We start from the raw sequence: 21,108 nt of genomic DNA, 5'->3' as shown, positions 1-21,108 counted from the left end.
GGCGGCGGGCGGCGGCGGGCCGCTGGCCGGGATCGTGGTCGTCGAGGCGTGCCGGCGGGTCCAGGGGCCGCTGGCCGGGCACGTCCTGGGCCTGCTCGGCGCGAGCGTCGTGCGGATCGAGCCCCCCGGGGGCGACCCGGCGCGCGGGGTCGAGCCGCTGGCCGGCGGGACCTCGGCGCGGTTCGTGGCGCTCAACCGGGGCAAACGGGCCGTGGAGCTGGACATCACCACGGCCTCGGGGCGGCGCGGGGTGCAGGAGCTGGTGGCCGGCGCGGACGTGTTCCTGCACAACTGGGCGCCGGGCAAGGCGGAAGCCCTCGGGCTGGACGTCACCGCGCTCGGGGCGACCCGGCCGGACCTGGTGTACGCGTGGGCGTCGGGCTGGGGTGAGCTGCTGGGGCCGCGTCCGCCGCTGGGCACCGACTACGTGGTGCAGGCCCACAGCGGTCTGGCGGCGGCGGTCGGGCCGGACCCGTCGCTGATGACCCTGACCGACGTGCTCGGCGGGCTGGTGTCGGCGACCGGGGTGCTGGCCGCGCTGCTGGCCAGGGACCGCACGGGCGCGGGCCAGCGGGTGGACTCCTCCCTGCTGTCCTCGGCCCTGCTGTGCCGTGACGCGCCGGTCGCCCCGCGGCCCGAGCCGGCCGTCGGGACCCGCGACGACCTGGCCGCCCTCGCCGCCGACCCCGACTTCGCCGGCGCGTTGGAGTGGGACGGGTGCTGCCTGGTCCGGCCGCCGTGGCGGTTCGGGTGAGCGGGGTGTGGGTGTCGCGCGACGGGCTGGTGCTGCGGGACCTGGTGCCGGGCTACCTGCGTCGCCGCTGGGTCCGCGACGGGCACTGTCCCGACGTCGACCTGTACACGACGTTCGCCGCGCGGGTGGCCGAGCACCCCGACCGGGTCGCGGTCGCGGACGTCGGCATCGACACCGGCGGGGAGCTGACCTACGCCGAACTCGACGCGGCCGCCCGCCGGCTGGCCGCCGGGCTGGCGGCGGCGGACCTGGGGTCGCGGGACGTCATCGGGCTCCAGCTGGTCAACGGGCGGGACGCGGTGGTCGCCGAGCTGGCGGTGGCCGCGCTGGGGGCGGTGGCGCTGCCGTTCGTGGCCGGGCCGGGAACCCGGGACACCGTGAGCCTGCTCGGCCGGTCGCGGGCGCGGGCGGTGATCACCGGGACCGGTGAGCTGGCCGACGCCGTGCGCTCGGTCCGCCACGAGCTGCCCCGGCTGCGGGAGGTGTTCGTGGCCGGCCAGGTGCCTGACGGGCCGGGGTTCACGCCGGTGCCCGTGGACGCCGAGGCGCCGGCCAGGGTGCTGGTGTCCTCCGGGTCGGAGGCCGAGCCGAAGATGGTGGCCTACTCGCACAACGCGCTGGTCGGCGGGCGGGCGAACTACCTGCGGGCGGTGCGCGGGCCCGAGCCGAGGGACCTGGTGCTGGTGCCGCTGGCCTCCGCGTTCGGTTCGTTCGGGGTGCCGGCGACCATCGCCGCGCACGGCGGGACGCTGGTCCTCATCGGACGGTTCGACCCGGCGGGGGCGCTGGCGGCGATCAGCCGGCACCGGCCATCGCACGTGTTCGGTGTGCCGACGATGCTGCGGCGGCTGGCCACGGCGCCGCGGGTCGACGGCGAGGACCTGTCGTCGCTGCGGGGGCTGGTCGCCAGCGGCGCCGCGCTGTCCCACGACACGGCCCAGGAGTGCCGGTGGCGGTTCGGGTGCCCGCTGACCAACGTGTACGGCTCGTCGGACGGGGTGAACTGCCACACCAGGGGCGCCGGGGTGGGGGTGCCGGACCCGGCGGTCACCGACATCCGGGTGGTGGACGGGGAGATCCAGGCGCTGGGGCCGATGACCCCGCTGTGCTACGTGGGGTCCATCGAGCTGGACGGGCGCCACCGGCTGCCCGGCGGCTGGGTGCGCACCGGCGACCAGGGCGAGTTCGACGAGAACGGGGTCCTGCACGTGACCGGCCGGCTGCGCCAGGTCGCCGTGCGCGGCGGGCTGAACATCAGCCTGGCGGAGGTGGAGGGGCACATCGGCAGCCACCCGTCGGTGGTCGAGGTGGTGTGCCTGCCGGTGCCCGACGCCGACCTGGGCGAGCGGGTCTGCGCCTACGTCCAACTGCGACAGTCCACAGAGGAGCTGACGTTGGCCGGGCTGACCGGTTTCCTGGAACGCGAACGCGGCCTGGAGCGACGCAAGCTCCCCGAGCGGCTGGTCGTGCTGGCCGAACTTCCGGTGGGCCCGACGGGCAAGGTGTGCCGCCGGACCCTGGCCGCTCAGGAGAACTCGCGGGCCACCCGCTCCAGCTGATCGTGGTAGTCCGACCACCACGCCTGGTCGCCCGGCGCCATGTTGTCGTTGCCAAGGCGCATCCCGGTGGCGCCGTCGATCATCTCGCGGATGATGTCGGCGTGGCCGGCGTGCCGGTGAGTCTCGGCGATCATGTGCACCAGGATCCGGTGCAGGGTCACCGCCTGCCGCTCGGGCGCCCAGTGCCCGACCCGGCCGGGGGCGTCCAGGTCCAGCGAGGTGATGGTCACGTCCGAGTGCGTGCAGACCCGGCGGTAGAAGTCCACGATGTACTCGCGGGACTCCTCGGCGGTGGCCCACATGTCGGCGTTGGGCTCGGCGTCCTCGGCCAGCCACGGCAGGGAGTCCGCGCCGGGGAACGGGCGGCCGAAGGTGTCACCGAAGTAGGCGATCTCACAGCCGGCCACGTGTTTGACCATGCCGAGCAGGTTCGTCCCGGTCGGGGTCATCGGTCGGCGCACGTCGTACTCGGACAGGCCGTCGAGCTTCCAGAGCAGCGCCTCGCGCCCGGAACGCAGGTAGTCGTGCAGGAACGTCATCAACGGATACCGTTGGCTGTCAACATGTTCATGGCCCCGACGGTAGCGTAGCCGCGCCACTCCATTTCCGCCGCTGGCGAGAAGCTGGCGAAGTCGACCCGCCAGCCACCGTCGTCCTGCTGACCCCCGGCCACGCGCGCCAGATCGGCGGCGATCACCTCGGGGGTGAACAGCCGGCGCGCCGGGCGGTCGGGCAGCGGCGCGAAGTCGAGCGGGCGCATGGTCTCGCCGTCGCTGCCACCGTCCACCGGGACCAGCCCGTCCGGTGGGACGAACGCGGCGAGCCGGTCCAGCAACGCGTCCGCCTCGGGGTGGGTGTCGTGGACGGCGTCCAGGAAGCCGATGGCGAAGCTCAGCTCGATGGCGTGCGGCCGGGCGTCGAGGGCGGCGACGGCGTCCAGGCAGTAGCGGGTCGCGGCCGCCAGCCACGGGTGCGCGGCGACGGCCGGGTCCCTGGCGGCCACCTGGTGGGCCACCCCGGCGACGAACGCGGTGCTCTGCAACGACGACACGCCAGGGTCGGCGTCCACCCAGAACGGCGCGCAGCCGGTCGGGTCGGCGACCGGCAGGGCGAAGGGCATCCCGCCGTCGGGCAGCGCGACCCGGCCCAGCCAGTCGCACACCTCGACCGACCGGGGCGTCGGCCCGGCCTCGGCGAAGACCTCCAGCGCGTGCAGCGCCCCGCCCGGCTGGCTCTCCGGCGCCCGCAGGTCCGGTTCCAGGCCCCAGCCGTAGCCGCCGTCGGCGTTGCGGTACGCGTCGACGGCGGCCAGCACCGGGCCGGGGTCGGCGCCCGGGCCGGCCAGCAGGTACTCGAACCGGCGGCGGTCGAGCTGGCGGCCGTGGGTGGCGAGGAACGACGCGGCGGCCTGGAGATCCATGGTTGTCCCGTGGTCAGAGGGTGGCGGAGCCGAGGACGTGGCTGGCCGACGGCGAGGCGACGTCCGGGAACCGGAACCGGTCCAGCCGGGTCACGGTGAAGCCGGCGTCGCGGATCGCGGCCGTGGTGTCGCGGCCCATGTGGCAGCCGCCGGCCAGCAGCGGCCACAGCGTCGCGTCCAGGACCCGCTGGGCGCGGATCATGCCCGGGGTGTCGGCCCGGACGTGCTCGAAGAACCGGAACTCGCCGCCGGGCGCCAGGATCCGGCGGATCTCCCGCAGCACCGGAGCCTGGTCGCCGACCGAGCACAGGACCAGCGCGCAGATCACGGCGTCGGCCGAGTCGTCGGCGGCCGGCAGGCGTTGGGCGAGGCCGTCGACGACCTCCACCGGCACCGGCGCGTCCCGGGCGGCGGCCTCGGCCAGGCCCCGCAGTCGCCGCTCCGGCTCGACCGCCAGGACCCTGGTCACCGTCGGCGGGTAGTACCGGAAGTTCGCGTCGTTGCCCGCGCCGACCTCGACGACCTCGCCGGTCAGTCCGGTCAGCAGGGTCCTGCGGTGCTCACCGATACCGGCCTTCTCCAGGTTCGCGATCAGCTTCGGGTAGTAGCGGGAGAAGATCGGGTGGCGTACGCGCTTGTCGTTGGCCATACCCGCAGACTCTCATGCCGGCGCCGTCGGGGTCGGCTGGACGGTGACCCTGGTCAGTCGGGGCAGCGCGTCGGCGAGCCGGTGCCGGGCGTCGTCGGCGATGGTGTGCGCGGCGCTGACGGTGAGGTCGGCGGCGACCGCGACCCCGACCTCGGCGGTCAGGTCGTGGCCGACCCAGCGCAGCCGTACCCAGTCGACCCCGCGCACGCCGGTCGTGGCGCGCAGGGTCCGTTCCGCCTGGTCGACCAGGTCGGGGTCGACGGCGTCGAGCAGCCGGGCGAACACCTCGCGGGCCGCGCCCCACACGACGACGGCGATCGCCGCCGCGATGGCCAGGCCGACGACCGGGTCGACCCACCGCCAGCCCAGTGCGCCGCCGCCGGCGGCGGCGACCACGGCGAGGCTGGTGAACCCGTCGGTGCGCGCGTGCAGGCCGTCGGCGACCAGCGCGGCCGAGCCGATCCGCCGGCCGACGGAGATCCGGTAGCGCGCGACCCACTCGTTGCCGGCGAAGCCGACGACACCGGCGGCCGCGACCCAGCCGGCGTGGTCGAGGTCCTGGGGGTTGGCCAGGCGTTGCGCGGCCTGCCAGCCGGCGAGCACGGCCGAGGCGGCGATGACCGCGACGATCACCAGCCCGGCCAGGTCCTCGGCGCGGCCGAGGCCGTAGGTGAACCGGCGGGTGGCGGCGCGCCGGCCGAGCAGGAACGCGATGCCCAGCGGGACGGCGGTGAGCGCGTCGGCGGCGTTGTGCAGGGTGTCGCCCAGCAGGGCCACCGAGCCGGTGACGGCGACCAGGACGGCCTGGGCCACCGCCGTGACCAGCAGGACGGTGAAGGAGATCCACAGCGCGCGCAGGCCCTGGGCGCTGGTGTCCACCACGCCGTGCCCGTGCCCATGGCCATGACCGTGTCCGGTTCCCATGGCTCGCACAATACGTGCTCAAGTGCGCACGCGACAACGCTGCAACTGCCAACCACCGGCGACTGCGGCCGATGCCTGGGAGGATGTGCCCATGCACGCACCCGAGGCGGGCGTCGACGTCGGCCCGCACCAGCTCCCGCCGCCCGAGCACGTCGCGGTCGCGGTCGAGTCGTTCCGCATGCTGGCCGACCCGACCCGCCTGCGGATGCTGTGGCTGCTCTGCGGCGGCGAGTACGACGTCACCAGCCTGGCCGCCGAGGTCGGCATCGCCCGCCCGGCGGTGTCCCAGCACCTGGCCAAGCTCCGCCTCGCCGGGCTGGTCAGCACCCACCGCGACGGCCGGCGCGCGGTGTACCGGGCCAAGGGCGGACACGTGCGGCGGATGCTCACCGAGGCCCTCGGTGCCGCCGACCACCGGGTGTCCGGCACACCCGACCACGACTGAGGGAGTTGGCGTGGGCAAGCTGGAACGCGCGGTGCTCGACGTCCTGTGGGACAGCGGATCGCCGTGTCTGGTACGCGACGTCGTCGAGGCGCTGACCGGACGCGACCTCGCGTACACGACCGTCATGACCGTGCTGGACCGCCTGGAGAAGAAGGGCGTGGTCCGCCGGGAGCGGGACGGGCGGGCGTGGCGCTACGAGCCGGTCGCCAGCCAGGACTCGTTCGTGGCCCGGCAGATGCTCGACGCGCTGGACCTCGCCGGCGACCGCGAGGCGGCGCTGGCCCGGTTCGCCGAGACGGTCACCGGGTCCGAGGCACGGGCACTGAGCACCGCACTGAGTGAACGGCTGGCCGTCAGCGGCTGAGGTCAGCGGCTGAGCTCGCGGTCGCGTTCGGTGTGCGCGCGGTGGAGCAGCGACATCAGCTTGTCCTCCTCGCGGATGCGCGCGCGGTACTTCTCCGGCAGCGCCCTGAGGGTCTGCTCCTCGGCGGCGAGCAGGCCGAAGATCTCCGCGCGGCGCGTCGGGTCGTTCTCGATCTCCAGGTACTCGGTGGCGTGCCGGCGGGCGGCGTAGATGACGTTCTGCGCGCGGCCCCACCGGCTGGTCAGCGACGCCACGATGGTCACCACCAGCACGCCGAAGATCACCACCAGGGACAGGCCGGTGCTGATCTCGGCGACGTTCACCGGCTGGCCGTCGTTGATGAACGGCACGTTGTTCTCGTGCAGCGCGTGCAGGATGAGCTTCACGCCGATGAACGCCAGGATCACCGCCAGCCCGAAACTCAGGTACACCAGGCGGTTGAGCAACCCGTCGATGAGGAAGTACAGCTGGCGCAGGCCCAGCAGCGAGAACGCGGTCGCCGTGAACACCAGGTAGGCGCTCTGGGTGAGGCCGAAGATCGCCGGGATGGAGTCCAGCGCGAACAGCAGGTCGGTGCCGCCGATGGCGACCATGACCAGCAGCATCGGCGTCATCACCCGGTGGCCGTCCCGCATGGTGAACATCCGGTCGCCGTCGTACTCGGTGGTGGTGCGGAACAGTTTCCGCGCGATGCGGACCATCAGGTTGTCCGCCGAGCGGCTCTCCTCGCCCGACGGCCGGGCCAGGTTGCCGGCGGTGATCAGCAGGATCAGGCCGAACAGGTAGAACACCCAGGCGAACGCCTCGATCAGCGCGGCGCCGAGCAGGATGAACCCGGTCCGCGCGACCAGCGAGATCACGATGCCGATGAGCAGCACCTTCTGCTGGTCGGCGCGCGGGACCTTGAAGCTGGACATGATGACCAGGAACACGAACAGGTTGTCGACCGACAGCGCCTTCTCCGTGACGTACCCGGCGAAGTACTCCGCGCCCATCGTCGTGCCGCCGACCAGCAGCACGCCGACGCCGAACAGGACGGCGACGCCGATGTAGAGGGTCGACCAGACGCCCGCCTCACGCAGGGTCGGGATGTGGGCCTTGCGGACGTGGAACACGAAGTCGAACAGCAGCAGGCCGATGATGCCGGCGACGGTGAGCGCCCACACGTAGCCAGGAACGGTCATGCGCGCCCTCCGGGATCGGCACCCCGAGCAGCGTAACCGGACTCAGCGATGGTCCACAGCGGACAGTCACCCGATCGTGAACCCCGCCTGGCGGGCCCAGTCGGCGAACGGGCGGGCCGGGTGGCCGGTGACCCGCTCGACGGTGTTGGTCACCGCCGCCGGCACGCCGACGGCCTGCGCGCTGACGTCGAGCAGGGTGGTCAGGATGTCCTCCGGCAGCCACGGCGGCCGGGCGGCGATGGCCTGCTCCCGGGTCAGCTCGTCGACGGGAATGGCCTTGCCCAGAACCTTTCCCAGGACCTCGACGAGGTCGCGCTGACGCACCGAGGCCGGTCCGGTGACCACCAGCCGGCGCGCGCGGTGCCGGGTCCCGGTCAGCAGCGCGACGGCGACCTCGGCGACGTCGTCCGGGTGCACCGGGTTGACCTGGGCGTCGGGGTGGGCCATGGCGATCCGGCCCTCGGCGCGGAGCTGGTCGCCCCAGTCACGCCGGGCGTTGGTGGCCAGCCAGCTGGGGTACACGACGGTGTGAGGCAGGCCCGAGTCGGCCACGGCCCGTTCCATCGCGCGGTGGATCAGGCCGATCGGCTGGTCGAACTCGCCGACGTCGTAGGCGGCCGGTGAGGACAGCAGCACGACGTGCCGCACGCCGGCCTCGCGGGCGGCGGCCAGGAACGGCCCGGCGTCGCCGCGCACGGTGTAGAGGAACAGCTCGGTCACGCCGCGCAGCGCGGGCCACGGGCCGGTCGCGGTGACGTCGAGTTCGGCGGGCTCGGCGCCCTCGGGCAGGTCCAGGGCGCCGGCGTCCCTGGCCGTGCCGCGTACCGGGTGGCCGGCCCCGGCGAGCCGGGACAGTACCCGGCCGCCGAGGGAGCCCCGGGCGCCGGTCACGAGAATCGTCACGTCGACTCCTTTGTTTGCAAAGCTATTTTGATAGCGAAGCTATCTCGGGCCGGAGACGCTGTCAACTAGGGTCTGGGCAGCGACGATCGGGGGTCAGACAGGTGCCGAGCCAGTTCGGTCCGCTGCTGCGCAGGCTGCGGACCAGGGCCGGGCTGACCCAGGAGACCCTCGCCGAACGCTCCACCCTCGGCGTGCGCACCATCCGCGGCCTGGAGACCGGCGAACGCGGCGACCCCAGGGTCGGCACCGTCCGCCAACTCGCCGACGCCCTCGACCTGTCCGACGACGAACGCGTCGAGCTGCTCGCCGCCGCCGGCCACGCCGTGCGCCCCGCCCCCGCCGCGCCGGCACCGCTGGTCGACGCCGCCCACCAGCTCGCCTTCGAACTGGGCGCGCGGCTGACCCGCGAGGAGGAACAGCGGCAGGTCCACGACCCGTTCCCGCTGCCGGTCCGCTGGCGGACCGGCCCCGCCGGGCTGACCGACTCCTGGGCCAACGTCCGCCGCGCCCGCGCCGGGGAGACCGCCGGGCCGCTGGACCTCGACGGCAGCCTCGACCAGATCGTCGGCGTCCACCGGCGGATCCCGTCCGGCCGGCTGGTCATCCTCGGCAGCGCCGGGTCCGGCAAGACCATCCTGACCACCCGCTTCGTCCTCGGGCAGCTCGCCGGCCGGGGCGAGGACGACCCGGTCCCGGTGGTCTTCAGCCTCGGCTCGTGGAACCCGGCCACCACCGACCTGCGCGACTGGCTCACCGAACAGCTCCTGCGCGACCACCCCGGCCTCGCCGCCCGGGGCCCCGCCGGCTCGACACTGGCCGCCGCGCTCGTCGAGAGCGGCCGGGTACTGCCGGTGCTCGACGGGTTCGACGAGATCGCCGCCGGCCTGCACCGCGCCGCGCTGGCCGCGCTCAACGCCACCACCCTGCCGCTGCTGCTCACCAGCCGCCCCGACGAGTACCGCGCCGCCGTCGCCGAGACCGACGTGCTCACCGCCGCCGCCTGCGTCACCCTCACCGGCCTCACCCCGACCGACGTCGCCGACTACCTGCCGCGCACCACCCACCGCGACGGTCTGTGGGAACCGGTGCTCGCCGCCCCGCCCGACCACCTGGCCACCGTGCTCACCACCCCGCTGATGGTCGGCCTGGCCCGCACCCTCTACAGCGACACCCCCGACCACGACCCGGCCGAACTCCTCGACACCGCCCGGTTCCCCACCCAGGAGTCCATCGAACGGCACCTGCTGGCCAACTTCGTGCCCACCGTCTACCGACCTGGGTCGCCCGACCTGGACACCGAACGCGTCCAGCACTGGCTCGGCTTCCTCGCCCACCACCTGCACCGCCTCGGCACCCCCGACCTCGCCTGGTGGCAGCTCGGCGACCGGATGCCCCGCTGGCTGCGGATGGTCGTCGCCGGGACCTCGGTCGGCCTGCTCGCCGGGGTGGTGGCCGGCGTGGTCACCGGACTGGTGCACACCCTCGGCGTCGGCACCGCCGGCGGCACCGGCTCCGGGTTCGCCGACGGGCTGTCCGCCGGCCTGCGCGCCGGGCCGCTGGACGCGCTGACCATGGCGCTGACCGTCGGCCTCGGACACGGTGCGGTGCTGGCCTTCGGCGGGCGCACGGTGTTCGAGCCGTCCCGGGTGCGCATCCAGCGCCGCGCGGCCCGCCGGCTCGGCGCGCCGTTCCTGCGGCGGCTGGCCGTCGGGCTCGCTGTCGGGTCCGGGCTCGGCGTGGGCCTCGGGCTGGCGCGCGAGCTGGGGGCGACGTTCTGGATCGTCGGCCGGATCGGGACGACGACGATGACCGGGCTGCTGTTCGGGCTCGCGTTCGGCCTGGTGTTCGGGTTGGTGTGGGGGCTGATGGCCAGCTTCGAGGTGCCGGTCGACCTGCGCTCGGCGGCGAGCCCCACCGAACTGCTCACCACCAACCGGCGGACGGTGACCGTGCAGTCGGTGGTGTTCGGGCTGGTGCTCGGCGCCGGGTACGCCACCGCCGTGGGCGTGGTCCACGGGGCGTGGCACGGGTTGGTCAACGGGCTGTCGTTCGGGCTGGTCCTGGGAATCGCGGTGGCGCTGGGCGTGGCCAGCGTGAGCGCGTGGGGCCACTGGCTGGTGGTCGGGCGGCTGTGGCTGCCGCTCAACGGCCGGCTGCCGTGGGCGGTCCCCGAGTTCCTGGAGGACGCCTACCGGCGTGGCGTGCTGCGCAGGGCCGGTGCGGTGTACCAGTTCCGGCACGCGCGGCTGGCCGAGCACCTGGCACAGGTGTTCCGGAGCCGCCGATGACCCGCGTGTACCGTTCGCCGGGAAAGGGGCCAGGATGCGGATTCTCATCAGCGCGGTGACCTCCGACCTCGGCCGGGCGTTCGCCAGGGCGGCGGTCGCGTCCGGTCACGACGTCGCCGGAACGGCCACGCACGACCACGACGACCTCGACCCGGCGGTCGCGCTGACCATCGGCGAACCGGCGGACGCGGAGGCGTTGATCCCCGGGCGTGACGTGGTCGTGCACCTCGTACCGGTCGAGCGGGACGCGCCGGAGTCGGGCGGGATCCCCGTGCTGCGCAAGCTCGCCGCCGCCTGTTCGCGGGCCGGTGTGCGGTTCGTCGTGCCGCTGGCGCACGGGCCGGACGTCGCCGACGCCGACCGGGTGGTGCGCGACAGCGGCGCCGAGCACGTGGTCGTGCGGACCGCGCCGCTGGGCGGGCGGATGCTGGACTGGTACGCCTGCCGCACCTACGCGACGCTGCTGTCCGCGCCGAGGGACACCAGCTGGCGGCTGCTGCACACCGACGACCTGGTGCGGTTCCTACTGTTGGCCGTGGCCGGTGACCGCACCGGTGGGGTGTCGCTGGTCGCGCCCGGCGTGATCAGCGGCGCACAGGCGCGCGGGACGCTGCGTTCGGTGGTCACCGGCCGGTCGGTGCGCGGGATCCCGTGCTGGCCCGAGATGTCCACATCGGACAGGAAGAACTCCGCGCGGGACTGGGGTTTCGAGTGCGGCTGGACCACCGAGGAGGTGCTCGACGACCTCGTCCGAGGCGCCCGGGGTCGTGCCCTGGGCCGCGACGGCGCCGCCGAGGTGCCCGGCCGGCTGCCGCTGCCCATCGAACGCGCGCCGCGCGGGCGCCCGCCGGCCGACGACACCGTGCTGAACTCGGTGTCGCTGCCCAGCATCGCGGCCGAACTGGACGACCGGGTCGACCCCCGGTTCGCCGTGTTCGACGCCAACCGCACGATCGAGACGTTCCCCGAACCGCTCACCCCGCTGTCGATCGACGTGCACTCCGCCGGCCTGCGCGCGGCGGACCGGGTCATCGGCCGGCTGATCGGCCTGCACGGGCCACTCGCGCGCGAGTGGGAGGTGCGGGCGCACGCCGTGTTCGGCCACCGGGTGTACGCCGGGGTGTCGGCGGCGGTGGCCGTGGCCCCGGTCGTGCCGGGCTGGTCGGAGAAGACCGTGGTGGCGCGGGCGTTCGCCGGTGAGGGCCCGGGGGAGATCGAGCTGCACCACGAGGACCGGCCCGGCCTGCCGACCGGCCCACGCCGGCTGGTCGCCCGGGTCGGCGCGCGCTACCGGTTCCTCGGGGTGCTGCGCCGGTACCGGTCCTCGGTGCGCCAGTTCGCGGTGACCTCGGCCGGGGAGCACGTCGACGACGCTTTCCTGGCGGGGCTGGGCGACGCGGCGCTGGACGCGCGGGCGCGGCTGCTGCGGGACCGGATCAGCCAGGGCTGGGTGCTGTGCGGGCTCGGCGAACTGGTCGAACGCGCGATGGGCACGCCGTTGCGCCTGCGGGCCAGGGGTGAGGTCGCCGTGCTCGCCCGAGGTGCCGACGCGGCCGGCGAGCCGGTGTTCGCGCAAGCGGGTGCGCTGGCGTCGGCGCTGGCGGCGGACGCGCGGTTGCGGGCGGCGGCCGAGGCGGGGGACCTGGACGCGGTGCGCGAGCGCTTCCCGGAGTTCGCCGGGGCGCTGGCCGAGGCGCTGGAGCGGATCGGGCACCGTGGGCCGGGGGAGACCGAGCTGAGCGGCGCGACCTTCGCCGAGCGCCCGGAGTTGTTGCTGGCCATCGCGGTGGGCATGTCCCGCGAGGCCCCGCGGACGCCCGAGGCGGCCACCTCCGAGGAGCCGCCGGCGCGGGAGGAGCCCGCCGCGCCGCCGGCCGGGGAGTCGACGGCCTACGGGCTGGCCGGTGCGTGGTTCTCCCAGGGGACCGGCGACGCCACCGCTCAGTCGGCCGACCCTCCGGCCGACCCGCCCACCGAGAAGTGGGCCGAGGACCCGATGGACGAGCAGGCGAAGCCCGTCGAGGAAACCCCGGCCGAGGAGCCCGAAGAGTCCACTGTGGACAAGCCGGTGAAGGTGCGGCGCGGGATCGCCGGGAAGCTGGCCGCCGCCGGCCGCCGCCACCACGCCGTCGCCCTGGACGCCACCCTGCGCTACACCGACGAACTGCGCCGGCTGGCGTGGGAGTGGGGCCGCCGCCAGGTCGCCGCCAACCGGCTCATCCACGCCGACGACGTCTTCCACCTGACCCTCGACGAACTGCTCGTCCCGCCGGCCGACGCCCTGGCCCGCATCGAACGCCGCCGCTCGGAACTGGAGCGGCTGCGCGGCGTGCGGCTGCCGGCGACGGTCAACGGCTCGTGGCACCCCGCCGCCGAACCGGAGCCGCCGGCCGACGGCGAACGGCTCACCGGCACCGGCGCGTCGCCCGGGGTCGTGGAGGGCCGGGTGCGGGTGGTCACCGCGACGCTGGAGACCCGGGCCGAGGAGGGCGAGATCCTCGTCGTGCGGGTCGCCGGGCCATGGCACACCGCCATGGTCGCCACCGCCGCCGGGGTGGTCACCGACGTCGGAGACGTGCTCAGCGGCGCGGCCGTGGTCGCCAGGGAGATCGGCGTGCCGTGTGTCGTCGGCACCGGCGACGCGTCGGTCCGCCTGACCACCGGCACGACCGTGCGGATCGACGGCGACGCCGGCACCGTCGAGGTGCTGGCCCCGTCGCCGATCCCGCACGACGACTCACTGTTCGCCCACCACTGAACCTCGGGGTGGCTGCCCGCGTAGTCCCATCGGCGATCCGGTTGCCGGGTCGCCGAAGTGCCGCGATGAGCGGAAAAGGGACAGGAGTGACGATGAGGAGATCGCGAACACTGACCGTCGTGGGTGCCGCGCTGGCCGCGCTGGTGGCGTCGGGCCCTGGAGGACCCGTCGGGCAACGTCGCGTTCAGCGACGTGATCACCGCGTCGTTCGCGCCGGGCGACAAGCCTCCAGGCCATCGACGAGCTGCGCAACGCCTCGCCGATCAGCAACCAGGTCACCGTCTTCCTGCCGTGAGGTGATCGTCGCGGTGTGCGGGAACGGTCACGCCCGCACACCGCGGTCAGGCCCGGGCGTCGATCTCCTCGGGGACCGGCGCCACCGGACGGTCCGTGTCCCTGGCCCTGGCCAGTTGCGCCACGCCGTACCCGCTCAGCAACCCACACACCCCGGCCAACCCCAACCCCAGCGGCCCGGCCGCCACGTGCTCGCCCAACAACACGACCCCGATGGTCGTGGCCGTCGCCGGATTGACCAGGTTCGTCACGGCCAGCGGCGCCGCCAACCCCGCCCGGTACGACCGCTGGGTCAGGATCGTCGCCGTCACGGCGAACACCGCGATCGCCACCACGGCCAACACGGTGATCGGCTCCAGCAGGACCGACACCCCGCCCTCCCCGACCGTGACAACCACCGTCTGGCACAACGCGGAACACACGGAGTAACCGATCCCGCCGGCCACGGCCTCCCACAACGTCGAGGCCCCCGGCCGATGCCCCATCGCCCCCAGTGATCCCACGACCACCACGGTCGCGCCCACCAGGCTGATCAGCTCGGTGGAGGTGAGGGTGTCGGCGACCCCGGTGGTCGTGATGATCATCGTGAGACCGGCCAGCCCGATGACCGTGTTGGCCATGCCGGAGATCTCCAGGCGGGTCATCCGCCGCTTGGCCCCCATCGCCGCCAACGGAACGGCGATGACCAGGGTCAACACCCCCAACGGCTGGATGAGTGACAGCGGCCCGAACGCCAGCGACGTGACGTGCAGCGCGGCGCCAAGCGCGTTGAGCCCGATCGCCAGCCACAGCTGCGGCAGCCGGAGCAGCTGCGGAATCGTCAGGTGTGCGTACCGCGCCTGGATGAGCGCCGCCGTCGCGTAGGCGATGGCTACCGCCACGCACAGCGCGATGGTGATGATCAAATCGGTCATGCTGGCGGTCGCTCAACCTCTCGGCTCACCCGGTGACTCCGAGGGCCCGGCGGCCGTCACACCGGAACGCTCCTCGCGAGCCTAGCTGGCACGTACCGGCGATGAGGGCGGAACGGGTGTGACCAACGACAAACACTCTCAGCTTTCGCAGGCCACGCCGTCGCCGTTCCTGTCCAGGTCGTAGATGTCGTCACCGGTCACGCGCACCGGGCCTTGGACGTAGGCCGGGCCGTTGCCGCTCCCGCCGGCGCAGTCGACGTCGCTGGCCACGGGCACGCAGCCGCTGTAGTTCGGGTCGCAGGACGGTGCCGGCTTGGGCTTGGGGGCGGGCGGCGGCGGGGGCGGGGGGACGGGCTCCTCGGTGATCACGCGCCTCGGCGAGGGCGGCGGCGGAGGGGGCGGTGTGGTCGTCGTCGTGGTGGTGGGCGGGGGTGTCGTGGTCGTGGTGGTCGTCGTCGGGGGCGGCGTGGTGGTGGTCGTCGTGGTCGTCGTGGTGGTGGCGGGCGCGGTGTTCGCGGCGTTGTCGGCGGCCGGCGGATCGTCGGTGTCGGACACGGAGATCAGGAAGACGATCAGGGCGAACACGGCGGCCGCGATCATCCACGGGCGGGCTTTTCGAGTGGGCGGAACAATGATCGCCTGGGCCGGTTCGAGGGAATTCGGAATGGTGGTGGGATCCTTGGGCAGGCGCAGAACGATCTCCGTGCCTTTGGCGCTGGTGGTAATTCTCGCCCAGCAGCCGGGGCGGCCGCCGTTGGTGAGCACCCAGGACACCGCCGGGCCGTAGCGTCGCGACATCGCGTGGGTCAGCTCGCCGACCCGCTGGCCGTCGAGCAGGACCTCGATCGCCTGCTCGCCACTGTGTTTGCCGGTGCGGATGGTGCACCAGCCCAGTTCCACCGCGACGGTCGCGCCGGGACGGTGGCGGGTGAGTACGGCCTGGTGGTCGATCTCCCCGGTGACGGTGACCGCCACCTCGGAAGCGAACATGGCCATACCCGGGGACGAGTTCTCCACGAGAGCACCCCAGTCGATTGAGGACCGCTGATGTTCGTGTGAATCGCGCGGAAACGGCCGTCGTTACAACGCCGGGTCAGTTTTCTGTCGGCGCCACGAGAATCGGCAACTCGGCCCACACGGCCTTGCCCTCCGGGCGGGGTTCCACACCCCAGTCCGGGCACAGTCCGCGCACCACGAACAGGCCCTTACCGGCCGGCCACGCGGTGGGCGCGGGCACCGTGCCGTCGTGCACCTCCATCCGCACGACGTGACCCGGGCGGGGGAGGGTCAGGCGCACGGCGAAGGGCGGGCGGGCGTGCTGGAACGCGTTGGCCACCAGCTCACCCAGCACGATCGTCACCTCCTTGACCACGCCGGGGGTGCAGCCGTCGAGCGGCCCTTCGAGCCAGCCGCGCAGGCCGGTGAGGAACGCGTGGTCGGTGGCCTCGAACCGGGCCTCGCCCAGGATCCGGGTGGCGCGTTGCTCGGGGATCACCGCGACCTCCTGTCCGGGAAGCGGAACCCGGGTCGGGGCTGGTCAGGGGCGTGCAGCCGCAGCGGGCCGGACGCGTCAACGGTCAGCTCGGCCCACGTCGTGCGGGCCGACAGGCGGCGTTCGACGCCCCAGCGGGTGCACAGGCCGGACACCAGCAGCTCGGTGGAGGTCACCATCGGCTCGTCGGCCGCGGTGGCGCAGTCCACGGCGACGGCCAGCGTCGAGCGCCGGTCGAGCACCGACAGGCGCAGCACGTAGGGCGCGGCCCGTCTGCCGCGCGCGTCCGCCACCAGCTCCCTGGCCACCAGGGCGGCCCGCAGCCGGGCCGGGGCGGGCAGCCGGCGCAGGGCGGCGTGGATCCAGGCGTCCACCACCTCGGTGGGCGGGTCGGTCTCCGTCGGCACGACGAGCGTCGCGTCGTCGTCGCGGTTCATGAACACGGGTGTTCTCCGGTGGGTCGGCTCCCCGCCATCTTCGGCGGTTTTCCGCCAGGTCAACCTGACGAGTGCCTGACAATCCGCGCCGGCGATGTAGTCTTCGTCCCAGCTCATGCGGTACGACCCGGGAATGACCACCACGCTGCTGCTGGTCGAGGACGACGCGCGCATCCGTGGTGCGCTGCGGCTCGCGCTCGCCGACGAGGGCTACCGGGTGCTGGAGGCGGCCACCGGAGAGCAGGCCCTGGAGCTGATCACCGACCCCCGCCCCGACCCCGACGTGGTGCTGCTGGACCTGATGCTGCCCGGCATGGACGGCTTACAGGTCTGCGGGCGTATCCGCGAGCTGGGCGACCTGCCGATCATCATGGTCACCGCCCGGACCGCCTCGCACGAGGTCATCGCCGGGCTGGAGGCCGGGGCCGACGACTACGTGACCAAGCCGGTGGACGCGGGGGAGCTGGCGGCCAGGATCCGTGCGCTGCTGCGCCGCACCCGCACCACCGACCAGGACGACACGCTCACTCTCGGTGAGCTGACCGTGCGGGTCGCCGAGGGTCGGGTGCTGCGCGAGGGCGGCGAGGAGATCGCGCTGACCAAGACCGAGTTCCGGCTGCTGTGCACGCTCGTTGCCGCCAAGGGGGCGGTGGTGACCAGGGAACAGCTGCTGGAACGGGTCTGGGACTACGGCTACTTCGGCGACACCCGGCTGCTGGACGTGCACATCCGCCGCCTGCGCCGCAAGGTCGAGCCCGACCCCGCCCAGCCGACCCTCATCGTCACCGTGCGTGGTGTCGGCTACCGCGCGGAGATCGAGGCGGCGTCGTGAGGTCGTCGTGAGGTCATCGTGAGAAGACTGCCGCTGCGGGCGCGGGTCATGGTCGCGTTCAGCCTGGTGTCGCTGCTGGCCGCGGGCACGCTGGCGCTGGCGACCTGGCACCTGTCGACCGGGTACATGCTCGGCCAGCGTGAGCGCAGCGCCGTCCGGCAGGCCACCGGCAACGCCCGGCTGGTCGAGTCGGTGATGCGCCGCGACTCCGGCGGGCTGGACGAGCTGATGACCGGCCTGGGCGCCGAGGTCGAGTCGGCGGTGCTGCTGGTCGACGACGGGGTGCGGATCAGCGGCGGCAACATGGTCGACCCGACCCGCCTGCCGACCGGATTCCTCGACATGGTGCGCGCCGGCACCCCCGCCCACCAGCGCACGGTCGTGGACGGCGTGCCGGTGATGGCCGTCGGCCTGCCGCTGCTGGACCAGGCCGCCACCTACGTCGAGGTCTCGCCGATGCGCGAGCTGGACCGCACGTTCCGCTTCCTGAGCTGGATCCTGCTCGGCGGGACCGTCGCCAGCGGCCTGGCCGGCGCGCTGCTGGGCCGCTGGGCCACCCTCCACGCGCTGCGACCGCTGCGCCGGCTGACCGACACGGCCGCGGTGGCCGCCGCCGGGGACCTCAGCGCCCGGCTGCCACCCACCCGCGACCCGGACCTCATCCCGTTCACCACCGCGTTCAACGGCACCGCCGAGCGGTTGCAGCAGCGGGTCGCGCGCGACACCCAGTTCGCCGGCGACGTCAGCCACGAGCTGCGTTCGCCGCTGACCACGATGCTCAACGCCATGGCGATCCTCCAACGCCGCAGCGACGAACTGCCGGCGAGCACCCGCGAGGCGGTCGACCTGCTGGACACCGACCTGCGCCGGTTCCGCCGCATGGTCGACGACCTGCTGGAGATCTCGCGCGGCGACCAGGACACCGACCGGTCGACCTTCGAGCTGGTCGACCTGGCGACGCTGGTGCTGGCCACCGCCGAGCAGCACGGCTCGGTGCCGGCCGGGGCGCTGGAGATCGCCGGCCGGCCGTGGGTGCTGGCCGACCGCCGCCGGCTGGAGCGGGTGCTGGCCAACCTGCTGGACAACGCCGCGCGCCACGGCAAGGGCCTGGTGCGCCTGGGGGTGCTGGCCGTGGACGGGCACGCCAGGATCGAGGTCGACGACGCCGGCCCCGGGGTGGCGGCCGAGTCGCGTGAGCAGGTGTTCGAGCGGTTCGCCCGGGGGTCGCCGGCCCACCGGGACACCTCCGACAGCGGCGCCGGGCTCGGCCTGGCGCTGGTGGTGCAGCACGTGCGCCTGCACGACGGCCGGGCCTGGGTCGAGGCGCGGCCGGGTGGCGGCGCGCGGTTCGTCGTGGAGTTGCCGGAGGTGAGCGAGTGAACCGTGCCGCCGTCGCGACCGCGCTGGCGGCCGTGGCGCTGACCGTGTCGCTGGCCGGGGCGTGCGGGGTGGGCAGCGAGGACCAGCCGCAGCCGATCGAGCAGAGTTCGGTCGAGCAGCCGCCGGCGACGCCGAGCGTGGAGTCCGGGCCGGCGCCGCCGCCCAGCGCCCCGCCGACCAGTGACTCGCCGACCAGTGACCCGCCGGTCAGCGACCCGCGGTCGCGCCCAGCAGATCCGCCAACGTCGCCAGATCCGCCGACGGTTGGCAGCTGAGCAGCACGACCTCGTGCAGGGCCGAGCGGATGTCGACCCGCCCGCCCAGCCGGACCGCGCTCCGGCCGGTGGCCACGCCGATCGTCGCGCCCCGGGCGACGACGTCGAGCACGCCGAGCACCTGGCGCGCCGGGACGATCAGGTTCGCCGCGAACCGTGCCCCGGCGCTGCCGCGCACGGAGGCCTTGAGCAGCGCGTTGTCCCGGTCGAGGATCGACCAGTCGCAGCGCGCGGAGACCACGGCCAGTTCCCCGTCCGGCCGTGGCCTGGCCAGTAACTCGAACAGCGGCCCGGCGGCGCGCGGTTCGGCCGGCTCCTCGACGACCAGCACGAACACCGGCCACAGCCCGGCCTCCTCGACGGTGGCCGGCGCCCCGATCTCCCGTGGCCAGAGCATCAGCACGTCGGTCACGACGAGGGTGGGGACGCGCATCGGACTCCTGACACGACCGGCGGGGACCAGAACCCGATTGTCACCGCTGGCCAGCACGTTCGTGCCTGACGTTTGGCTGACGATCCACGCCGGGTGGCGTCAGTGATCGGTGAGCCGGAACTGCCAGATGAGCATCGCCGGGACTCCGTGGTTGGCGCCGCGTTTGGCGTCGGGGACCATCGCGGCCAGCGACCACGGCCACACCTCCCACGGGCCGGTGCCGGTCGGCGGCGGACCGGTCGGTTCGGCGACCGGCAGCACGGGTTCCTCGCAGCGCAGCGGGATCAGGCCGAGGGGAAGTGCGGCGCGCAGGTAGTCGCCGACGAGATGGCGGTGGGTGGCCAGCCGGCCGGGGCGGCCGGTGGCGGTGCGGACCGGAGGGAGCGAGCCGCGCAGCACCGCCTCGGGGTGGATGTCGGCGATGACCAGGTGACCGCCGGGGCGCAGGACGCGGGCGAACTCGGCGATCGCCGGGGCGAGGTCGGGCAGGTGGGTGAGGGCCAGACCGCAGGTGACCAGGTCGACCGAGTCGTCTGGCACGGGCAGCGCGGCGAGGTCGGCCTGCTCGAAGCGGGCCGCCGGCACGCGGGCGCGGGCCCTGGCGAGCATGTCGGGTGAGCTGTCGACGCCGATGACCTGGTGGCCCCGGTCGGCCAGCAGGCGGGCGTAGCGGCCGGTGCCGCAGGCGGCGTCCAGGGCGGCGCCCGGGGGCAGCGGGTCGACGAGTTCGGCGATCACCGGGCCGTCGACGTCGAAGGCGGCGTTGCCCGGCTGGTCGTAGGTGCTCGCCCAGGCGCGGTAGCCCTCGACGGTGTCGACCCGGTCGACGTCGACGGCCCCGGTGAGGGCGGGATCGTCGAGCAGAGCGCGGACCTCGGCGATCCTGGACTCGACGAACGCGCGGTCGTACTCGCCGATGTGGGCCCGCAGCAGGGCGAGCCCCTCCAGTCCGATCAGGTAGGCCAGGGGATGCTCGTGGATCACCGGGGCGACGGTAGTTCGCGGCGGCGGTGGCCGGCCACCGAGTTTCATCCCTTGCGGCGCACCATCTCCGCGATCCACACCGGGGCGTAGGGCGAGGTGCAGCCCGGCGCGGTGGGGTAGTCCTTGAGGACCTCCAGGCGTTCGCCGATGTCGATCGCCCTGGCGCGCAGGTCCTCGCGTTCGATGCCGATCTGGGCGAGGCAGTGGTTCATGGCCCACCGCAACCGGTCCTGGGCGTCGGGCAGGTCCCGTTCGATGGTGTCGAGCAGGGCCGGTTCGTCGAGCCCGTCGGGGTCGCGGGCGACCCGGTCGGTGGTCAGCGCCCAGCCGGCGCTGGCGACGACCGGATCCGGGTCGGCGAGCCACGTCTGCCGCAGGTCCTCGGCGTGCGGGCTCTTGCGCACCACGTAGTTCACCAGCCAGTCGTGCACCTTGGGGGTGGCGGCGGCGCGCAGCATGGTGTCCAGTTCGTCCCGTGGGAACGCCTTGGGACGGCAGATCAGCAGGGCCAGCAGGCGTGCGGCGGAGTCCCCGGTCGCCCACAGCGCGACGGCCAGATCCTGTTGTGTCCGCAGGCGTTTGGCCACCGCGCGCAGCTTCGTGAGGTTGACCGCGTGGTCGTCGCCGTGGCGGGCGTTGACCTCGCGGATCCGGTCCTCCGCCAGTGCCGCGAGCTCCGCCAGCAACTCGTTCACCTGGTCGTTCAGTGTCGTCGTCGTCGGTGGTGTCGTCGCCGCCATTCCCGGCAGCCTAGCGACGGTCCACAGTGGTCGTGAGACCTCGGCCATATTGATTGCCGAACAGCGGCTAAGGTTAGAC

22 protein-coding genes are annotated in these 21,108 nt (G+C 73.9%); 9 read left to right on the top strand and 13 right to left on the bottom strand.

The window, feature by feature from the left end; genetic code table 11:
• Both BLA60_RS31145 and BLA60_RS31140 read left to right on the top strand, forming a co-directional pair.
• A partial coding sequence (locus BLA60_RS31145) for a CoA transferase (RefSeq protein WP_211288912.1) occupies window positions 1-754 on the top strand: 754 nt, incomplete at its 5' end.
• The gene (locus BLA60_RS31140) at window positions 739-2,313 is read left to right on the top strand and encodes a class I adenylate-forming enzyme family protein (protein WP_245812253.1); all 1,575 of its coding nucleotides are present in this window, start codon (window positions 739-741) and stop codon (window positions 2,311-2,313) included. The genes BLA60_RS31145 and BLA60_RS31140, both read left to right, overlap by 16 nt.
• On the opposite strand, the gene BLA60_RS31135 is transcribed toward BLA60_RS31140, so the two are convergent.
• The 4 genes from BLA60_RS31135 to BLA60_RS31120 are packed head-to-tail and all read right to left on the bottom strand — an operon-like array spanning window position 2,280 to window position 5,306.
• A complete protein-coding gene (locus tag BLA60_RS31135) occupies window positions 2,280-2,852 on the bottom strand; it encodes a DinB family protein (protein WP_075136591.1) in 573 nt (190 codons plus the stop codon). The genes BLA60_RS31140 and BLA60_RS31135 overlap by 34 nt on opposite strands.
• Window positions 2,852-3,733, bottom strand: a complete 882-nt coding sequence (locus BLA60_RS31130) for a hypothetical protein (RefSeq protein WP_075136590.1) — start codon at window positions 3,731-3,733, stop codon at window positions 2,852-2,854. The genes BLA60_RS31135 and BLA60_RS31130 overlap by 1 nt, the downstream gene beginning before the upstream one ends.
• Before the next feature lie 13 nt (window positions 3,734-3,746).
• Entirely contained in the window at window positions 3,747-4,382 is a 636-nt protein-coding gene (locus tag BLA60_RS31125; protein ID WP_075136589.1) for a class I SAM-dependent methyltransferase, read from the bottom strand.
• 12 nt (window positions 4,383-4,394) lie between these two features.
• Entirely contained in the window at window positions 4,395-5,306 is a 912-nt protein-coding gene (locus BLA60_RS31120; RefSeq protein ID WP_084735463.1) for a cation diffusion facilitator family transporter, read from the bottom strand.
• A 91-nt stretch (window positions 5,307-5,397) separates the two neighbouring features.
• Between BLA60_RS31120 and BLA60_RS31115 the strand changes: the two genes are divergently transcribed.
• Complete coding sequence (locus BLA60_RS31115) at window positions 5,398-5,751, top strand: ArsR/SmtB family transcription factor (protein ID WP_075136588.1); 354 nt, start codon at window positions 5,398-5,400, stop codon at window positions 5,749-5,751.
• A gap of 10 nt (window positions 5,752-5,761) precedes the next feature.
• Window positions 5,762-6,115, top strand: coding sequence for a BlaI/MecI/CopY family transcriptional regulator (locus tag BLA60_RS31110; protein ID WP_075136587.1), 354 nt, complete (start codon window positions 5,762-5,764; stop codon window positions 6,113-6,115).
• A 2-nt stretch (window positions 6,116-6,117) separates the two neighbouring features.
• Here BLA60_RS31110 and BLA60_RS31105 read toward each other — a convergent pair whose 3' ends face one another.
• Both BLA60_RS31105 and BLA60_RS31100 read right to left on the bottom strand, forming a co-directional pair.
• Window positions 6,118-7,299: a TerC family protein gene (locus BLA60_RS31105; RefSeq protein ID WP_075136586.1), complete on the bottom strand. Its 1,182-nt coding sequence runs from the start codon at window positions 7,297-7,299 to the stop codon at window positions 6,118-6,120.
• Window positions 7,300-7,365: 66 nt separating this feature from the next.
• A complete protein-coding gene (locus BLA60_RS31100; RefSeq protein ID WP_075136585.1) occupies window positions 7,366-8,202 on the bottom strand; it encodes an NAD(P)H-binding protein in 837 nt (278 codons plus the stop codon).
• A gap of 101 nt (window positions 8,203-8,303) precedes the next feature.
• On the opposite strand from BLA60_RS31100, the gene BLA60_RS31095 reads away from it, so the two are divergent.
• Together BLA60_RS31095 and BLA60_RS31090 are read left to right on the top strand one after the other, a co-directional pair.
• Entirely contained in the window at window positions 8,304-10,490 is a 2,187-nt protein-coding gene (locus BLA60_RS31095; protein WP_075136584.1) for a helix-turn-helix domain-containing protein, read from the top strand.
• Between the two features lie 34 nt (window positions 10,491-10,524).
• Window positions 10,525-13,248, top strand: coding sequence for a PEP-utilizing enzyme (locus tag BLA60_RS31090; RefSeq protein WP_075136583.1), 2,724 nt, complete (start codon window positions 10,525-10,527; stop codon window positions 13,246-13,248).
• Window positions 13,249-13,589: 341 nt separating this feature from the next.
• Here BLA60_RS31090 and BLA60_RS31085 read toward each other — a convergent pair whose 3' ends face one another.
• The 4 genes from BLA60_RS31085 to BLA60_RS31070 all read right to left on the bottom strand — a co-directional run bounded on the left by BLA60_RS31085 (window position 13,590) and on the right by BLA60_RS31070 (window position 16,385).
• Window positions 13,590-14,456, bottom strand: coding sequence for a DMT family protein (locus BLA60_RS31085; protein ID WP_075136582.1), 867 nt, complete (start codon window positions 14,454-14,456; stop codon window positions 13,590-13,592).
• A gap of 138 nt (window positions 14,457-14,594) precedes the next feature.
• Window positions 14,595-15,446: a hypothetical protein gene (locus BLA60_RS44975; protein WP_154814748.1), complete on the bottom strand. Its 852-nt coding sequence runs from the start codon at window positions 15,444-15,446 to the stop codon at window positions 14,595-14,597.
• A 103-nt stretch (window positions 15,447-15,549) separates the two neighbouring features.
• Window positions 15,550-15,951, bottom strand: coding sequence for an ATP-binding protein (locus BLA60_RS31075; RefSeq protein ID WP_084735461.1), 402 nt, complete (start codon window positions 15,949-15,951; stop codon window positions 15,550-15,552).
• A complete protein-coding gene (locus tag BLA60_RS31070) occupies window positions 15,948-16,385 on the bottom strand; it encodes a hypothetical protein (protein ID WP_154814747.1) in 438 nt (145 codons plus the stop codon). The genes BLA60_RS31075 and BLA60_RS31070 overlap by 4 nt, the downstream gene beginning before the upstream one ends.
• 133 nt (window positions 16,386-16,518) lie before the next feature.
• Between BLA60_RS31070 and BLA60_RS31065 the strand changes: the two genes are divergently transcribed.
• The 3 genes from BLA60_RS31065 to BLA60_RS43795 are packed head-to-tail and all read left to right on the top strand — an operon-like array spanning window position 16,519 to window position 18,872.
• Window positions 16,519-17,217 (top strand): response regulator transcription factor, encoded by a 699-nt coding sequence (locus BLA60_RS31065; RefSeq protein ID WP_075136610.1) that lies wholly within the window; start codon window positions 16,519-16,521, stop codon window positions 17,215-17,217.
• An 18-nt stretch (window positions 17,218-17,235) separates the two neighbouring features.
• Window positions 17,236-18,597, top strand: a complete 1,362-nt coding sequence (locus tag BLA60_RS31060) for a HAMP domain-containing sensor histidine kinase (RefSeq protein ID WP_342744790.1) — start codon at window positions 17,236-17,238, stop codon at window positions 18,595-18,597.
• Window positions 18,594-18,872, top strand: coding sequence for a hypothetical protein (locus BLA60_RS43795; RefSeq protein ID WP_154814746.1), 279 nt, complete (start codon window positions 18,594-18,596; stop codon window positions 18,870-18,872). The genes BLA60_RS31060 and BLA60_RS43795 overlap by 4 nt, the downstream gene beginning before the upstream one ends.
• On the opposite strand, the gene BLA60_RS31055 is transcribed toward BLA60_RS43795, so the two are convergent.
• The 3 genes from BLA60_RS31055 to BLA60_RS31045 form a co-directional block, all read right to left on the bottom strand.
• Entirely contained in the window at window positions 18,805-19,305 is a 501-nt protein-coding gene (locus BLA60_RS31055) for a hypothetical protein (protein ID WP_075136579.1), read from the bottom strand. The two genes, BLA60_RS43795 and BLA60_RS31055, sit on opposite strands and share 68 nt — an antisense overlap.
• 99 nt (window positions 19,306-19,404) lie before the next feature.
• Entirely contained in the window at window positions 19,405-20,289 is an 885-nt protein-coding gene (locus BLA60_RS31050) for a class I SAM-dependent methyltransferase (RefSeq protein ID WP_075136609.1), read from the bottom strand.
• Window positions 20,290-20,333: 44 nt separating this feature from the next.
• Complete coding sequence (locus tag BLA60_RS31045; RefSeq protein WP_075136578.1) at window positions 20,334-21,029, bottom strand: DNA alkylation repair protein; 696 nt, start codon at window positions 21,027-21,029, stop codon at window positions 20,334-20,336.
• Between the last annotated feature and the right edge of the window lie 79 nt (window positions 21,030-21,108).

Source organism: Actinophytocola xinjiangensis (assembly GCF_001921215.1).
Classification (GTDB): domain Bacteria; phylum Actinomycetota; class Actinomycetes; order Mycobacteriales; family Pseudonocardiaceae; genus Actinophytocola; species Actinophytocola xinjiangensis.
This window is presented reverse-complemented; position numbering and strand designations above follow the sequence as displayed.

Excerpts from the sequence above, each read along its gene's own strand:
- BLA60_RS31115 (WP_075136588.1), top strand. The coding sequence starts at position 5,398 with ATGCACGCACCCGAGGCGGGCGTCGACGTCGGCCCGCACCAGCTCCCG.
- BLA60_RS31045 (WP_075136578.1), bottom strand. The coding sequence starts at position 21,029 with ATGGCGGCGACGACACCACCGACGACGACGACACTGAACGACCAGGTG.
- BLA60_RS44975 (WP_154814748.1), bottom strand. The coding sequence starts at position 15,446 with ATGTTCGCTTCCGAGGTGGCGGTCACCGTCACCGGGGAGATCGACCAC.
- BLA60_RS31090 (WP_075136583.1), top strand. The coding sequence starts at position 10,525 with ATGCGGATTCTCATCAGCGCGGTGACCTCCGACCTCGGCCGGGCGTTC.
- BLA60_RS31055 (WP_075136579.1), bottom strand. The coding sequence starts at position 19,305 with ATGCGCGTCCCCACCCTCGTCGTGACCGACGTGCTGATGCTCTGGCCA.
- BLA60_RS31130 (WP_075136590.1), bottom strand. The coding sequence starts at position 3,733 with ATGGATCTCCAGGCCGCCGCGTCGTTCCTCGCCACCCACGGCCGCCAG.
- BLA60_RS31065 (WP_075136610.1), top strand. The coding sequence starts at position 16,519 with ATGACCACCACGCTGCTGCTGGTCGAGGACGACGCGCGCATCCGTGGT.
- BLA60_RS31120 (WP_084735463.1), bottom strand. The coding sequence starts at position 5,306 with ATGGGAACCGGACACGGTCATGGCCATGGGCACGGGCACGGCGTGGTG.
- BLA60_RS31125 (WP_075136589.1), bottom strand. The coding sequence starts at position 4,382 with ATGGCCAACGACAAGCGCGTACGCCACCCGATCTTCTCCCGCTACTAC.
- BLA60_RS31135 (WP_075136591.1), bottom strand. The coding sequence starts at position 2,852 with ATGACGTTCCTGCACGACTACCTGCGTTCCGGGCGCGAGGCGCTGCTC.
- BLA60_RS31105 (WP_075136586.1), bottom strand. The coding sequence starts at position 7,299 with ATGACCGTTCCTGGCTACGTGTGGGCGCTCACCGTCGCCGGCATCATC.
- BLA60_RS31085 (WP_075136582.1), bottom strand. The coding sequence starts at position 14,456 with ATGACCGATTTGATCATCACCATCGCGCTGTGCGTGGCGGTAGCCATC.
- BLA60_RS31070 (WP_154814747.1), bottom strand. The coding sequence starts at position 16,385 with ATGAACCGCGACGACGACGCGACGCTCGTCGTGCCGACGGAGACCGAC.